12 protein-coding genes are annotated in these 15111 nt (G+C 53.7%); 10 read left to right on the top strand and 2 right to left on the bottom strand.

The window, feature by feature from the left end:
- Window positions 1-30 precede the first annotated feature (30 nt).
- Window positions 31-1572, top strand: a complete 1542-nt coding sequence (locus ACRCJM_RS03095) for a sensor histidine kinase (protein WP_272878829.1) — start codon at window positions 31-33, stop codon at window positions 1570-1572.
- A gap of 84 nt (window positions 1573-1656) precedes the next feature.
- On the opposite strand, the gene ACRCJM_RS03090 is transcribed toward ACRCJM_RS03095, so the two are convergent.
- A complete protein-coding gene (locus ACRCJM_RS03090) occupies window positions 1657-1905 on the bottom strand; it encodes a WhiB family transcriptional regulator (protein ID WP_135013289.1) in 249 nt (82 codons plus the stop codon).
- A 287-nt stretch (window positions 1906-2192) separates the two neighbouring features.
- Here ACRCJM_RS03090 and ACRCJM_RS03085 point away from each other — a divergent pair, with 287 nt between their 5' ends.
- Window positions 2193-2576 carry a hypothetical protein gene (locus ACRCJM_RS03085; protein WP_377126150.1) on the top strand — a complete coding sequence of 128 codons (384 nt, stop codon included), beginning with the start codon at window positions 2193-2195 and terminating at the stop codon, window positions 2574-2576.
- A 4-nt stretch (window positions 2577-2580) separates the two neighbouring features.
- Here the strand turns inward: ACRCJM_RS03085 and ACRCJM_RS03080 are convergent, their stop codons facing one another.
- The gene (locus tag ACRCJM_RS03080) at window positions 2581-6291 is read right to left on the bottom strand and encodes an FtsK/SpoIIIE domain-containing protein (RefSeq protein WP_431463765.1); all 3711 of its coding nucleotides are present in this window, start codon (window positions 6289-6291) and stop codon (window positions 2581-2583) included.
- 338 nt (window positions 6292-6629) lie between these two features.
- Between ACRCJM_RS03080 and glf the strand changes: the two genes are divergently transcribed.
- The 8 genes from glf to ACRCJM_RS03040 all read left to right on the top strand — a co-directional run bounded on the left by glf (window position 6630) and on the right by ACRCJM_RS03040 (window position 15103).
- Window positions 6630-7817, top strand: a complete 1188-nt coding sequence (glf, locus tag ACRCJM_RS03075; RefSeq protein WP_431463764.1) for a UDP-galactopyranose mutase — start codon at window positions 6630-6632, stop codon at window positions 7815-7817.
- Window positions 7818-7835: 18 nt separating this feature from the next.
- Window positions 7836-9839 carry a glycosyltransferase gene (locus ACRCJM_RS03070; RefSeq protein ID WP_431463763.1) on the top strand — a complete coding sequence of 668 codons (2004 nt, stop codon included), beginning with the start codon at window positions 7836-7838 and terminating at the stop codon, window positions 9837-9839.
- Window positions 9836-10717, top strand: coding sequence for an ABC transporter permease (locus ACRCJM_RS03065; protein ID WP_237207159.1), 882 nt, complete (start codon window positions 9836-9838; stop codon window positions 10715-10717). The genes ACRCJM_RS03070 and ACRCJM_RS03065 overlap by 4 nt, the downstream gene beginning before the upstream one ends.
- A 5-nt stretch (window positions 10718-10722) precedes the next feature.
- Complete coding sequence (locus ACRCJM_RS03060) at window positions 10723-11499, top strand: ABC transporter ATP-binding protein (RefSeq protein WP_431463762.1); 777 nt, start codon at window positions 10723-10725, stop codon at window positions 11497-11499.
- A gap of 315 nt (window positions 11500-11814) precedes the next feature.
- The gene (locus tag ACRCJM_RS03055) at window positions 11815-13059 is read left to right on the top strand and encodes a CpaF family protein (RefSeq protein ID WP_135013296.1); all 1245 of its coding nucleotides are present in this window, start codon (window positions 11815-11817) and stop codon (window positions 13057-13059) included.
- Window positions 13056-13910 carry a type II secretion system F family protein gene (locus ACRCJM_RS03050; protein WP_237199760.1) on the top strand — a complete coding sequence of 285 codons (855 nt, stop codon included), beginning with the start codon at window positions 13056-13058 and terminating at the stop codon, window positions 13908-13910. Before ACRCJM_RS03055 ends, ACRCJM_RS03050 begins: the two co-directional genes overlap by 4 nt.
- Window positions 13907-14842, top strand: a complete 936-nt coding sequence (locus tag ACRCJM_RS03045; RefSeq protein WP_237199759.1) for a type II secretion system F family protein — start codon at window positions 13907-13909, stop codon at window positions 14840-14842. Before ACRCJM_RS03050 ends, ACRCJM_RS03045 begins: the two co-directional genes overlap by 4 nt.
- Window positions 14843-14905: 63 nt before the next feature.
- Window positions 14906-15103 carry a hypothetical protein gene (locus ACRCJM_RS03040; protein ID WP_237185563.1) on the top strand — a complete coding sequence of 66 codons (198 nt, stop codon included), beginning with the start codon at window positions 14906-14908 and terminating at the stop codon, window positions 15101-15103.
- Window positions 15104-15111 lie beyond the last annotated feature (8 nt).

Raw genomic sequence — 15111 nt, 5'->3', positions numbered from 1 at the left:
CCACCCCGCCCAGACCACCAGGAGGCCCCCTTGTCACTCACTGAAATCCTCATGCGCACCGGCGCTTACGGGCCGGGCGATATCGAGTGGCTCCACCTGCTCACTAACGAGTGGCAAATCATTGCAGATACCGGCTACTGCGACCTCATGCTCTGGGCGCCCCAAGCCGACACCATCGAGGGCTACTTCTCCCTGTCCCAGCCGCTGCCGGCGTCCGCTGGGTTCATCAACCTCGCCCAGATTCGCCCCTCCACCACCCACACGGTTTTTCACACCGACTGGGTCGGCAAAGAGCTCGACCCGGCCCTCTGCGAGCGGGCGGTCGCAAGCTGGAACAGCCAAACCCCCAAGACCCTCAATGACGAGCACAACCTCACCGATATCGTCCTTGATACCGAGTTCATTCCGCTAATACGCAATGACAGACCCGTAGCCCTCTTGTCGGTCCACCGCGAGAGCCTGGGTACCCGAAAGCGCCAGAAAGCGGAGAGGGTCTACCGCGACGTCTCCCACCATCTTCTACAGATGGTCTCGCGCGGTGCCTGGCCCGAGTTCTCCGCCCCTGTTGGAACGGCCCACGGCAACCCCCGTGTGAGCGACGGCTTGGTCATGCTCGATACGGACGGACGGGTCACCTACGCTTCACCTAATGCTCTGTCTATCTACAAGCGTCTCAACTACGCAGGTGACATGCTCGGTGCGAGCCTACTCGATATCACCCGGGCCCTGCTACCTGCCGGTGAGAAGGCGGACGAAACCCTACCCCTGGTCCTTACCGGGCGCATGCCCTGGCGCGCAGAAATCAAAGCCAACCGCAAAAACGTCACCTTCCGTGCCATCCCCCTGCGCCATTTTTCACGTCTGGGTGAAGAACGCTACGGGGCCCTGCTACTCTGCCGCGACGTCACCGAGCTGCGTCGCCGAGAGCAAGAAATGATGTCGAAAGACGCTACTATCCGCGAAATCCACCACCGGGTCAAAAACAATCTCCAAACAGTCTCAGCCCTGCTTCGCCTGCAATCGAGACGCATGACCACCCCCGAAGCGAAGGAAGGCCTGGAACAGGCGATGCGCCGTGTCTCCACTATCGCGCTGGTACACGATGCCCTCTCCCAGGGGCTAACTCAGGACGTAGACTTCGATGACCTCATTAGCCGACAGTTTAGGCTTGCTGCCGAGCTTGCCTCGCCAGGGCAGCACGTTGCCACCCGGATCGAGGGATCTTTCGGGAAGCTACCCAGCCAAATCGCCACCCCTCTTGCCCTCGTTATTAATGAGGTTGTGGCTAACGCGGTAGAACACGGTTTAGCTGGAGAAACCGGTACCGTGACCCTCGGTTGCCAGCATCGCTACTCAGAAGGGCAAGAGCACAGCATTATCGTGACGGTTCAAGATAGCGGCCCCGGAATCAGCGCCGAAAAAATTAGAGAGCTAGAGGGAACTGGCAGCGGAACCGGTCTAGGGACTCAAATTGTTAAAACCCTGGTAGCCAGCGAGCTCAACGGTACTATTCACTGGAGTCTTGCTCCTGAAGGCGGAACACTGGTGACAATTGAAGCTGCCATCGTGTAACTAGAAGGAAGGCCGCATAAAAAAGGAGGGGCGAACCGGTACACCGGTTCGCCCCTCCTAAAGAACACTTACATGAAGTTGCTACTATGAGGCCCTGCGGGCTCGGGCAGCACGTCGCTTCATAGCGCGACGCTCATCTTCACTCATACCGCCCCACACACCAGAATCCTGGCCTGTTTCGATAGCCCACTGCAGGCAGGTATCCATCACAGTGCAGCTGCGGCAGACATTCTTAGCTTCTTCGATCTGAAGAAGGGCGGGCCCGGTGTTTCCTACGGGGAAAAAGAGTTCAGGGTCTTTCTCAAGACAAGCAGCACGGCTACGCCAATCCATTAGCATGCTCTCCTATAGGGTTTACCGGATTAAAGCTGAGGCAAAGTAGCTCAGCAACTAACAAAAAAATCTGGCCCCTTTCCTAGAAGGAGCCAAACTTGAACCTCAATAACTTTCCCACGATATGGGGCGTCATACAAGGGGGTTGTGAGCGAAAATCTGCTTGCAGTGCTGAGGTAAATGTCACAGGCGGGTGCGTAAAGGGGTGCCGGGGTGAGAGGTGACACTCCCGGGTGCCTATTCTAGATAGGAGACCCTTTCTTCGTACATAGAGAAATGAGATAGACGTGGCTTCTTCCAGCGTTTCAGCCCTTCCAGTTCCCGTGAAAATCTTGGTCGGGCTGAGCCTCCTTCAGGCCCTGTATCTAGTGGTTACTGCTCTCATCGGGACTTTCGCTTCTGCCGATATTGGGGGAGCGTCAGTTATTGCCTCCTTTTATTTCATTATTGCTCTGGCTCTCGCCGTGGGCGCTGTTGCCGTGTGGAAGGCGCAGCGGTTTGGGCAACCTCTCGTGCTTGTTTGGCAACTCTTCGCGGTCATCATCGGCGTTCAAACTACTCTGGGTGGAGATTACCTGGTAGGGCTAGCAACGGTAGGCATAAGCGGAGCTGTCATCCTGCTACTTTTTACCCGCTCTACTCTTGAGCATCTGGCTCCTTCCTCCCGGTAACCTGTTAGTCGGGTAAGGCTGCCTGAAAAGCCGTAATAGTTGCGTGATCAATCATGACTCCCCGCCCTGCCGGGAGCTGGCCGTAAGTTTTAAGGTCAAGGGGGAGAGGTACGCCCGGGTAGAAGGACATGTCTGCGGAGCTATGCGGGGTAAGGACGATACCCGTAGAGGTACCGCTGAGGGCAGCAAGAATCGGTGAGCTACTCCACCGTGGCCAGGGTGTGTAGGTCACGACAACAGACCCAAACTTTTCTTTCTGGGCTAGTATCGTCTGCTGTATATCGTGGCTGAGCTTATCAAGGTCGTCGATGAGCAGAATGGGGCGGAGCCCCAGGCTCTCGCTCCGTGCAAGAGCTTGACTGATATCTTCTGCTGCGGTGCCGGTATCTGATGAAATAACAATGAAGAAATGCTCAGGATTAGCTTGGACGAGGGTCGTAAGTAGGCTCGTTTTTCCGGATCCCCTCGGGCCGCTGACGCTGATAAATCCACCTCGCAAAGGCGGGGTAAAGGCTACCGAGCCGTCCCTGAGTACACCGCAGGCGAGTGCGCCGGTGTGGGGCTTGGCTGCTGACGGGAGGGAGCTGACCGGGGAGTGCAAGGGGAGCGGACGCCAGGAAAGCCAGTATCTGTGGGAGTCGCTTAACAGGTGGTTAGGGCCTTGCCGAGCACCGGTCTTTGGGGCAGCTAGCGGAGCGCTGAGCTCTGTCCAAGCAAGTGTGCCTGCCTGTACTTTTCCTTCTGAGGAGTCGTAGATAACCTTTCCTTCTATCGCAAACTGCCCGCTGCCCGGCAGGGTGTAATCCCTAGTGTGGGTACGAAGAGGGTCATTCTCAACAGCTGCTCGAGTCATGAAGGTGTGCTCAAAGATATGCTGGTACTTACCTCGTACACCTGTTACTGAAGTGCAGAAAACCTGAACTGTTGGGTGATCACCCAAGTTGAGAATCTGTTGCAGGTGAGCTTCTGCAGCCGGGTACCGTTGGAGCGTATCTAGCAGTGTTTCTAGCGTATCTATGATGAGGAGCTGGCCCGGTCCTGGGGCTTCTGTGCAGCAGGCTAGAAGGTGCTGAAGATAGTTGGAATCCTGGTAGGTAAAGACGTCAAACTGTTCTGCGTATTCCTTGCCCCAGCTGCGTATCTCTCGTGCGCGCTGTTCTGACGGCGTAAGACATAATACGGCGTACCCTTGAGTGAGAGCTTGAAGGAGGGTTACCCGAAGCGCAGGTATCCACTCGTTGCTGCCTCCCTGTACTAAAATTGGGCCATCTTCCGCCGACCAGATAAAGGGGGCTTGAAACCCTAGTTCTGCTATCTCGTACTGGCCGAGCAATAAGGTAAAGGGGCCAGCAGACTCCGGCAAATCTGTATGGCAAGGAGCTGAGAGTGATGCCGGAATTGGCTGATAGGTCGGTAGCTGATGTGCATTCTGGTAGGCCTGGTAGATAGCCGTATTGGTGGTATCGAGTTCTGCATCGCTCAGAGCCTGGCAATCGGTGGGCTCCTGAGAACCAGGCAAATCGAGCACAAAACGTGCTCGGCATCGTCCTTGGTGCTCTTGCCTGTAAAGTCCCGTAATTAAAGGAGCTTGAAACTCAACCATCTCATTATCTGCACTCCGTAGAAGGCCCCGCCCCGGGAAGCTAGCAGAGATATGAGAAGCTTCTTCCGAGCCTAGAACATTGAAAGATTCCTGGGCAGAACTTACTCTAAGGCACATCACTGTTGAGATATTTGCCCTGATATCGGGAGAAATTGCTCCCTGCGGGCGCTGGGTAGCTAGGACGAGGTGGTAACCCAGCGACCTGCCAATCGTAGCTATCTTCATCATTTCGCTCATAATGTCTGGGTAATCATCGACAAGCATGCGAAACTCATCGATGCAGATAATTAGCTCCGGAAAATCAGGCGCTGTGCGGGCGTTTCTGCAGAGGTCGATATAATCGTCATAGGAACTGACGCCCAACTGCTTCCAGACCTGTTTGCGGTGGGTAAGGTCTGCCCGCAAGAACTTCATAGTGCGCATTAGCTGAGACGCGTCAAGGTCAGAGATGAGCGAAACACAATGGGGTAGAGACGCTAGAGGGCCTAAACCAGCACCACCTTTGAAATCTATGAGGACGAAGGAAAGACGCTGAGGCGGGTAGCTGAGGGCTGCAGACCATAGCAGGGAACGAAGAAGCTGGGACTTACCTGAACCTGTAGTCCCTGCACAGAGAAAATGCGGGCCATGATGCACAAGGCCGAGTTTTAGGTCATCGTTACTTTCACAGGCTAGCCCCGCATACAGAAAGATCTCTTCTGCCCATAGATTCCCCGGCTGGTTACCCTCCGGTAGCTCAGGGAGAGCATAAGCAGGTAGTTGAGAAGTATTCGTTGCTGCAACGCTAACTCTCTGGAGAAGAGAGGATGTAGTGACTCTTCCCCAACTCGCCAGGAGAGCACAGTAACGCTCTTCGCTGATTCCGTCTAAAACGACGTCATGCCAGCTCGTTGACTGAGAAAAGAGCTCTGCAGGCTCTTTATGAAGCCCTTTGTTGGCTAAGGGAAAGGGGAGAAGCTGTGGAGGTAAGGACGGCGGCAGATAGGAGCACACCAAAAAACCTGTTTCTAAACTACTGAGCTCTGCAAGAGACACCGTGCACACGTTTGCTGCTGCAAGAAGCGGGTCAATGAGACGCAAAAACCAAGTAGCCTCCTGCTCCTGAACAAGAAGGTAGACCGGCTGATTCTGAGCCAAGAGCTGGCAGAGGGCTAAACGCTGGGTCGAAAGAGGAAGCCCAGAGACTAGGGGCGCAAGTTCTTCTACGCTTATGACATAAGGGGCTCCCTGGACTTCAGGGAGGCTCCTTAGCTCACGTTGCTTGCCTCTAATTCGTACTGGCCGGGTGCCGCGTCCTATCACGATGCCTGTATCAGCATCAACCTGGTCAGCCCCGCGGTAGCGGGCTATAGCGTCCTCTTCCTCCCGAGCAAGCTGCGTTATCTGACGGCGCACAGAGGATCTTTCGCGCCCCTGAGAAAAAGCGTGAAGTCCCATTAAGAGTGAGGACCCACAGGCCATGAGAAGAACAAGCCACAGCTGGGTCAACCAGGCAATCAGAAGGCCCACAATGAGAGGTAGAACCATCGTTGCTACCAGTAGCAGCTTGGACTTAGGGGCGGGAGCATCAATGTCTTGAACTACCGGGTCACGAAAGAGGGGAGCGCGGTACTCATACTGGTCAAGCACAAGGACGCTCCCACCCAGAATAAATTTTTCCCCTACCTCAAGTTTGCGGTGGGAGCCCTCATCCGAGAAATACACACCGCTAGCCGTCACCTCTAGGAAGCCCTCAATCGGTGCAAGCGCTGGGTCGTCGATTGTGAGCAGGGAGGCCTGCCTACCAATTTCCCAGCTACCTCGAGACAGCGGAAACTGAGAATGAGAATCTGGCCCGTGCACCACACGTAAGGTAAACAGGGCCTTCTCCTCTGGGAAAGGAAGAACTGTTGCATGAGATGCAAGGGGCAGCACCGTGAGCTGGGCACCACTAGTCCAGGGAGCCTGGCCGGGAGTAAGCTCCCTGATATCTTGCCCCTGAACACCCCAACTGAAATTATCGCTACCCCACACATTAGAGAGTTCTCGGTAGATATCTACTCCAGTTGTGCCGGGCGAATAATCAAACTCCACTGTTCGGTAAGATCCCGCCGGTGGCTGCTGGACGCGCACTAAAAGCTTCATAAAGCTACCTAAGTTCTGGAGACCTGCCATTGCAAGGGCACAAAACGGAAAAACAAACTCTCACCATTGTTTTTCTGTCTTTCCGCGAAAAAAGTTGAGGTTCCTCTGCACACAGCACTAGCACAGGGGAAGACCGGGGAATAATCACACGATCTTTACAGCCTGTTAGCGGGTAGTAGCCGACTATATCCGGTACTTTTGTTATTAACTGTGTTTACCTTGCGCGCAAGGAACACACCGAAGTTAAGCTTCTACGCTGTAGTAGCAGAGCACGGTTGCCAGACTCCCCACGATAGCTGTGCAACCCCTAACAAGGAGTAAGTTAAGTGAACGCTGATCTCGTAGTCGTAGGCTCTGGCCTCTTTGGCCTCACCATTGCAGAGCAAGCTGCTACCCAGCTTGGCCTCAAGGTAGCCCTGCTCGACCGCCGTCATCACATCGGCGGTAACGCATACAGCGAAAACGAAGAGAAGACAGGAATCGAAGTTCACCGCTACGGCGCCCACCTCTTCCACACCTCTAACGAACGCGTCTGGGAATACGTCAACCGCTTCACCGGCTTCACCAACTACACCCACCGCGTTTACACCAACCACAACGGTATCGTGTACCCCATGCCCATCAACCTGGGCACTATCAACCAGTTCTTCAACGCCGCCTACTCACCGGCAGAAGCCAAGGCCCTGATCCAGGAGCAGGCCGGTGAACTCGCAGGAACCGACCCCAAGGACCTGAACGACAAGGGGATTTCCCTCATCGGGCGTCCGCTCTACGAAGCCTTCATCAAGCACTACACCGCAAAGCAGTGGCAGACCGACCCCGCTGACCTGCCCGCGTCCATCATTTCCCGCCTGCCCGTGCGCTACAACTACGACAACCGCTACTTCAACGACAAGTACGAAGGCCTGCCCGTCGACGGCTACACCGCCTGGCTTGAGCGCATGGCAGCCCACCCCAACATCGAAGTTCACCTCAACACCGACTTCTTCGAAGAAGGCCACGAGTACTCACGTTCCAAGGTTCTCGGCCAGGTCCCCGTTGTCTATACCGGCCCCGTAGACCGCTACTTCGACTACGCCGAAGGTGACCTCTCCTGGCGTACCATCGACCTCGAAGAAGAAGTCCTTGACATCGAAGACTTCCAGGGCTGCTCGGTCATGAACTACCCCGACGCAACCCACCCCTTCACCCGCATCCACGAGTTCCGCCACTTCCACCCCGAGCGTGACTACACCAAGGACGCTACCGTCATTCACCGCGAATACTCACGCTTCGCAGAAAAGGGCGACGAACCCTACTACCCCATCAACACCGGCGCTGACCGCGAAATGCTCCTCAAGTACCGCGAACTCGCTGGCGGAGAGCAGAACGTGCTCTTCGGCGGACGCCTGGGCACCTACAAGTACCTTGACATGCACATGGCTATCGGTGCTGCACTCTCCATGTTCGACAACAAGCTCCGCCCCCACTTCGAAAAGGGCGAAAAGCTGGTATCTGGCGGAATCGAGGCCTAAAGAATGAGCGTGAAAAATATGGCTGATATGAAAACACTTCAGCGGGTAATCCTTCCTGAAGCAGTCCAAACTGACGTCATACCTCTGTACATCGACAGCGGTAGCGCAACCGGCGTGCAACTTCCCACTCGTCTGGATGGAGACGCGGCCAAAACCATCGAGAAGGCGGCCGCCCAGCAAGAGCTAAAAAACGAAAACGCAGCAGGACCTGTAGCTACCACTTCTGATGTTCTAGGTCGTCGTTCAACCCACCTAGCAGCAGGTAAAACTGTTTCATTTGGAACCTACTTCAATGCTTTCCCCGCTTCGTACTGGAGACGGTGGACTGATTTGAAATCAGTGACCCTGAGAATCACCACTGAAGGTGCGGGCATGGTCGTGGTTTATAAATCGAATGCCCGTGGCGTAATTCAACGTGTTGATGCCAAAGTACTTGAAGGCGCAGAAACAGTAACTTTCGACCTGACGCTAGCTCCTTTTGGAGATGGCGGCTGGTACTGGTTTGACCTTACTGCTACCAAGAGCGACCTCACCCTGGTTGAAGCGGACTGGCTTGGTGATATTCAGCCACGCCTGGGAGAGGCTGGCGGTAAAGCTACTGTACAGATTACAACTATGAATAAGGTACAGTACTGCATCGACAACATTCGTTCTCTGGGCAATAACCTTGATGCTCTCGAGACTGTTAAAGAGATTCTGATTGTTGACCAAGGTACCGAGAAGGTGCAGGACCACCCGGACTTTGAAGAAGTAGTTGCTCCTCTTGCGGGTAAGTTCCGCATCATTAATCAGGCAAACTTGGGCGGTTCTGGTGGCTTCGCTCGCGGCATGTTTGAGTCAGTAAACAATGGTTCAGATTACGTCATGCTGCTGGACGACGACGTCGTCGTTGAACCCGAGTCGATTCTGCGTCTCATCACTTTTGCTGATTACTGTAAGAACCCCACTATCGTCGGTGGTCATATGTTTGATATGTACGACCGTTCGGTTCTGCACGCCTTCGGCGAAGTTGTAAACCCCTGGCGTACCTTTTACGATAAACCGCACGAAGACATGTCGCTTGGTCACGACCTCGGTAGAAATAACCTGCGTAGCACCCACTGGATGCACCGTCGAGTAGACGTTGACTATAACGGCTGGTGGATGTGCCTTATCCCGACCGAAGTTATCAATAAGATTGGGCTATCCCTTCCCCTGTTCCTGAAGTGGGATGACGCTGAGTACGGTCTTCGCGCTAAGGAAGCAGGAATCGCGACTGTATCATTCCCAGGCGCAGCTTTGTGGCACGTATCGTGGCAGGATAAGGACGACTCCGTCGGCTGGCAGGCTTACTTCCACGAACGTAATCGACTCATCACGGCTTTAATTCATTCTCCCTTTGAAAAGGGCGGATCAGTTTTACGCGAGTCGCTCTTCTTAGATGTTAAGCATGCTCTCTCCATGCAGTACTACACCGAAGAAGGCCGTCTCATGGCTATCGAAGACCTGCTGTCTGGCCCTACGCACCTGCACCCTTCGCTCAGTGAGCGCTTACCCATAATCCGCGGTAAGGTGAAGGATTTCAAGGACGCCCAGCTCAAGTCGAACCTCGATGACTACCCGCAGCCTAAGACAACTAAACCTCCGTTCAAGGGGCGCCGTAACTTTAGTTCGCCTGGCTACCAGAAACTGATTCCTTGGACTATTTCTACCGTGGGACGTCAGCTCTTTAAGCCTGTTGATGATCTGGCAAAAACAAATCCTCAGATTCAGCTGAACTACTCAGAAAATCGTTGGTGGACTGTTTCCAAGTTCGATTCGCTTCTTGTCACTAACGCAGAAGGCACCGGTGTCTTCTGGTATCAGCGTGATCCCAAAAAGCTGCGCGAAAATTTGGCTCGTGCTTCGAAACTGCATGCACAGCTCTTTAAAAACTGGGCTGATTTGCGAAACCAGTACCGCTCTGCTGCTGCTGAAGTAGCATCCTATGATGCCTGGGCTAAAACCTTCCAGAAGCATACGGAGTCTGAGCTGACCCGATGAATAAACAAGTAACTCACCCTCTTTCCCCTCCTGGTCGCGGTAGGGGGCTCCGTGATGTCTTTCAAAATCGTTACCTTCTAAGGCTACTTGTCGATAAAGAAATTCAGGTTCGCTACCGCGGATCTGTCTTGGGTATCCTCTGGTCGTACATCAAGCCGGGGGTACAGTTTGGCGTCTTCTATATTGCGATGGGATTATTCCTAGGCCTTGAAAGAGGCATGCAGAACTACGCTATCTATCTGTTCTCTGGAATGATCGTTATTAACTTCTTCTCTGAAGGGTTCAGTAACGGTGCCAAGGCAATGGTCGTGAATGGGGCACTTATTAAGAAGATTTATCTTCCGAGAGAACTCTTTTCAGTCTCTACGATCTGGGTAGCTTTAATTCACTTTGTGCCCCAGATTGTGGTGCTGCTGATAGCTTGTTTTTTTGCTGGGTGGAGTCCTGATCTGAAGCAATTAGGTGCTGCGGTTGTTGCCATGATGATCATTATGGTTTTCTCAGCAGGACTAGGCCTCATTTTCGGCGTAGCCAATGTGTTCTTCCGGGACTCGGAAAACATTGTGGATATGCTCTTGATGGTTGCCACATGGTTCTCACCCGTGCTGTATTCGTGGACTATGGTGCGAGATACTCTGTACTCGTGGGTTATCACTGTTTATCTGATGAACCCTCTTACCGTTGCTGTTGAGCTCTTCCACTATGCTTTCTGGATGCCTACCCTGTCTGAAGAGGCTTTGGCTCTACCTACCTCGCAGATTCCTCCGCATCTTCTTACCCTGTGGGTACCTGTTGCCCTGGGTGTTTCTCTCGTGACCCTGTTCCTCGGTGACTTACTCTTCCGTAAGCTAGAGGGCAACTTCGCCCAGGAGCTCTGATTTACGTGGATATCAAGAAGTTTGATTTACCACCCGTGGCAGATAATGCTCCTGTGGTTATCAAGGTTGAGTCTCTAGTGAAGCGCTTTGTGCTGCGCCATACTCGGTCGATGAAGGAGGCCTTTGTCTGGCTGATGAAGGGCCGTAAGGGAGATCTGAACGAGAAGTTCAATGCTCTTAACGGGGTTTCCCTGGACATCCGCGAAGGCGAGCGCGTTGCCCTGCTGGGCTATAACGGTTCGGGTAAATCTACCCTGCTCAAGCTGATTTCGGGTGTGATGCACCCGGATGAGGGCAGGGTATTGACCGGCGGACGCATCGCTGGGCTTATCGAGGTTGGAGCAGGTTTCCACCCCGATTTGACCGGGCGTGACAACGTATACCTGAACGCGGCCATCCTTGGTATGAGCAAGGAACAGATTGAAGCAAAATTTGATGAAATTGTTGAATTCTCTGAAATTGGCAACTTTATCGATACCGAGGTTAAGTTCTACTCGTCGGGTATGTACCTGCGACTGGCTTTTGCTGTAGCTGTTCATACTGATCCGGAGATTTTCTTAGTGGATGAGATTCTGGCTGTGGGTGATGAACCTTTCCAGAAGAAATGTATCGCTAAGATTCGAGATCTGAGTGCTGAAGGGAAAACCCTGGTTGTGGTGAGCCATGACCTTGATTTGGTGGCAAAGATCTGTGAACGCGGAGTGGTCCTGGATCATGGCTCTAAGCAGTTCGAAGGCCCTATTGACGAAGCGATTGAATTTATGAGGGCAAAATCCCACTAAGGAAGCCTTCCCCAAAAATGCCCACAAGCTAGATAGCTTGTGGGTATTTTTGTGCGTTGTTACTAGTCAGTAACTAGTTGTGTGTCAAAACATTACGTTTATCCATAGTAGGTTTGAGGCGCTGTGGAAAAACTCTAGTCTTCATGCGTTATGGCTTGTCAGGTGCAACTTCATTGCATTCTTGTTGGCCGGGTAAGGGTATGCGGGGCACGGTTATCCACAGGGTGGCCCTGGGGTGTTTGATTGTTTTGCCTAATCAACTGTATCTTGTTTGGTAATTCATCGACTGATCGCAATGGAGCGTAAGGGGGACAGATGTCTATAGCGCAAGCAGAAGAACTGGTTGAAGCAGACGTGCGCGACTTGATTCGCCGAAGCAGTATCGACCCGCTCGTACAGCAGGTGGAAGCTAAGGAGCTCATCCAGCAGGCCATCGCTGAGTACGAGCGCCAGATGCTACGGGGTGTAGTACCGCGACTTGAGAACGCTGACTCCCTGATCAGCTCCCTTTTCGACAAGGTATGCGGCTTTGGCGAGATTCAGCAGTACCTTGATGATAGTTCTGTTGAAGAGATTTGGATTAATGCTCCGGACGAGATTTTTGTGGCTCGTGCTGGAGAGTCTGAGCTCACCGGGCTTACCCTGAGCGAGGAACAGATTCGTGCGCTGGTAGAGCGTATGCTCAAGACCTCGGGACGACGCCTTGATTTGAGCACACCTTTTGTCGACAGCTCCTTGCCGGACGGTTCTAGGCTCCATGTAGCTATTCCTGATGTGACCCGCCGTCATTGGGCCATCAATATCCGTAAGTTTATTGCGCGAGCAACTCGTTTGAGCGATTTGGTTAAGCTGGGGTCTCTCAGCTTAGATGCGGCAAAGTTTTTAGATGCAGCCGTGGCTAGCGGGTTAAATTGCCTGGTCTCTGGTGCTACTCAGGCTGGTAAAACAACCATGTTGAACTGTCTGTCAGCATCTATTGGTATGCGGGAGCGTGTTATCACCTGTGAGGAGATTTTTGAGCTCAAAATTCCTCTCCGCGATGTTGTGAATTTGCAGTGCCGTCAGCCCAACCTGGAAGGCCACGGCGAGATTCCGCTCCGGCGCCTAGTGAAAGAGGCTTTGCGCATGAGGCCCGACCGCCTCATCATTGGTGAGGTGCGCGAAGCTGAGTCTCTTGATATGCTCATTGCGCTCAATTCCGGGCTCCCAGGGCTTTGTACTATTCACGCTAACTCAGCTCGCGATGCAATCACGAAGATGTGTACCCTTCCCCTCTTGGCCGGTGACAACATTTCGAGTTCGTTTGTCGTCCCCACCGTGGCTTCTTGCTTTGATTTAGTGGTTCACTGCGACCGTAATCTGCGGGGCAAACGGCAGGTGCGAGAGATTCTTGCCGTTGGTAACCGGGTCGAAAACGGGGTGATTGAAACCAGCACACTGTTTAGACGAGAAGGCGATCAGCTGGTATGTGTTGCTTCTGAGGTGCCTTCGCCTGAGAAATTTATTCGTGCTGGCTACGCCCCTGAGACCCTTCTTAACTGCGAGGGGGCACTAGCATGAGTGCTTTATTCGGGCTGATGTTTGGTATCGGCGCGCTCTTAATCTATATGTCCTTTTGGGAGCTCCCCGCTAAGGAGAAAAAAGAACGAAAAGCCCCAGCGATACAACAGCTGCTGCGCCAGGCAGACCTAGAAAAGTTCACGGTAGCTATGTTTTATATGGTTTCTGCTGTAGCTGCTCTTGTTGCAATGGTGCTGACCTTCGCGTTGACCTCACTGGTTCCTCTGGCTGCCCTCGCTGCGGGCGTTGGGTTCTTTAGTCCTCGGCTAGTGGTTAAGCATCGTGCCGCTCAGCGGCAGGCCCAGTTGCGGGATTTATGGCCGGATGCGGTGGACCATCTGCGGTCAGCAATCCGTGCAGGTTTGTCGCTTCCGGACGCTCTCATGCAGCTTCAGTACCGGGGGCCGGAGCCCCTGCGTCCGGCTTTTACTAGTTTTGCTTCAGACTACCGTGCTAGCGGTGAGTTCCTTCCAGCTCTCAATCGTCTTAAAGACCGCTTGAGTGACCCCACCGCTGACAACATCATTGAGGCTCTCAAAGTTACTCGTGAGGTGGGTGGAACTGATTTAGGTCGTCTTCTGGGGACCTTGAGTACTTTCCTCCGCGAGAATAGCAGGACACGCTCTGAACTTGAGGCTCGACAGTCGTGGACGGTTAATGCTGCCCGCCTTGCCTGTGTTGCTCCCTGGGTTGTCCTGGGCCTTATGGCTACCCAGCCGAGCACGATCAGAATTTATAACAGTTTTGCGGGTTTCCTAGTGTTAGCGAGCGGCCTAGCCCTGACCGTCATCGCCTACAGGCTGATGATGCGTATCGGTGCTCTACCGGAAGAGAAGAGGGTGCTGGCATGAACTTTTCCCTTCTCCTCGGCCTTTTCCTAGCGGCAGGAATCTGGCTGGTACTTTCGAGTATCTGGACCCAGCGCCGCGAGAGCTTTGCAGACCGTATAGCGCCTCAGCTTCGTGCGGCGGAGCTTAAAAAGAACCGCCCGGACACACCGTATAGCACGCTACCTGAAGGTATTTACGGGGCGAGCGCTGCCCTCCTTGCACCGTGGGTTGAAAAGCTGTACCGGAGTCTTGGTAAGTCTAGCTTTGATACGGTGGCCCTCGAAAAACGACTTACCCAGCTAGGTGGGAATCTGACAACCGCAGAGTACCGGGTGCAACAGGTGCTCTGGAGTCTCTTGGCAGCTACTCTCTGTATTTGTTTGGTGGCTGTGGGGCTCGCCCAAGGGACGGTAAGTTTTGTGCCGGGAGTCCTGCTGATTGTTCTGGGCGCCTGTGCTGGCTTCCTTGCACGCGACTATTGGCTGTCTCAGCAGATCGCGAAACGGGAGAAAGCCATGCTGGCTGAATTTCCTGCTTTGGCAGAGCTCATGGCCCTATCTGTTACCGCTGGGGAATCTGCCATCGGGTCGCTTGAACGGGTGGTGCGGAGTTCGCAGGGAGAGCTTTCTCGCGAGTTCCAAACTATTCTCGCGATGACTCGTTCCGGGGAGTCCCTTGTGGTCGCTCTGCAAAGTTTTTCGCAGCGTACCTCGGTAGCAGCCCTATCCCGTTTTGTGGATGGCCTGGTCGTAGCTATCGAGCGTGGCACGCCCCTGGCAGATGTCTTGCGGGCTCAGGCCCAGGACGTCCGCGATAACGCTAAACGAGAGCTCATGGAAACTGCGGGAAAGAAAGAAATCGGGATGATGGCCCCCGTCGTTTTTCTGATACTTCCGCTCACCGTATTGTTTGCGATGTTTCCTGGCCTTTCCCTACTGAATCTTAACTTCTAAACCCGCCCGCTTGGGCACCTTCTATCACACTCATATTCAAAGGAGAATCCCATGAAGAAGTTCATGACCGACACCTACCTCAAGGCCCTTCTCACTATCTTTGCGCCTCTGACAAGCCAGGACGACCCTGAGCGCGGGGACGTGCCTGGCTGGGTAATGATCACGATGATGTCGGCTATCCTCGTGGCCGCTATCTTGGTGGTTGCCCAGGACGCCCTCGTCAACATGTTCAATAACGCAATGGCAATGATTAACCGCTAGGAGAGCCA

Origin of the sequence: Rothia sp. L_38 (assembly GCF_050689125.1) — a bacterium.
Taxonomy (GTDB): Bacteria; Actinomycetota; Actinomycetes; order Actinomycetales; family Micrococcaceae; genus Rothia.
Note: the sequence above shows the minus strand (reverse complement) of the source record. Positions and strands in the feature narration are given on the sequence as shown.

Bases quoted from the DNA above. Each gene is read 5' to 3' on its own strand.
- ACRCJM_RS03090 (WP_135013289.1), bottom strand. From the start codon at position 1,905: ATGGATTGGCGTAGCCGTGCTGCTTGTCTTGAGAAAGACCCTGAACTC.
- ACRCJM_RS03070 (WP_431463763.1), top strand. From the start codon at position 7,836: ATGGCTGATATGAAAACACTTCAGCGGGTAATCCTTCCTGAAGCAGTC.
- ACRCJM_RS03065 (WP_237207159.1), top strand. From the start codon at position 9,836: ATGAATAAACAAGTAACTCACCCTCTTTCCCCTCCTGGTCGCGGTAGG.
- ACRCJM_RS03055 (WP_135013296.1), top strand. From the start codon at position 11,815: ATGTCTATAGCGCAAGCAGAAGAACTGGTTGAAGCAGACGTGCGCGAC.
- ACRCJM_RS03050 (WP_237199760.1), top strand. From the start codon at position 13,056: ATGAGTGCTTTATTCGGGCTGATGTTTGGTATCGGCGCGCTCTTAATC.
- ACRCJM_RS03045 (WP_237199759.1), top strand. From the start codon at position 13,907: ATGAACTTTTCCCTTCTCCTCGGCCTTTTCCTAGCGGCAGGAATCTGG.
- ACRCJM_RS03040 (WP_237185563.1), top strand. From the start codon at position 14,906: ATGACCGACACCTACCTCAAGGCCCTTCTCACTATCTTTGCGCCTCTG.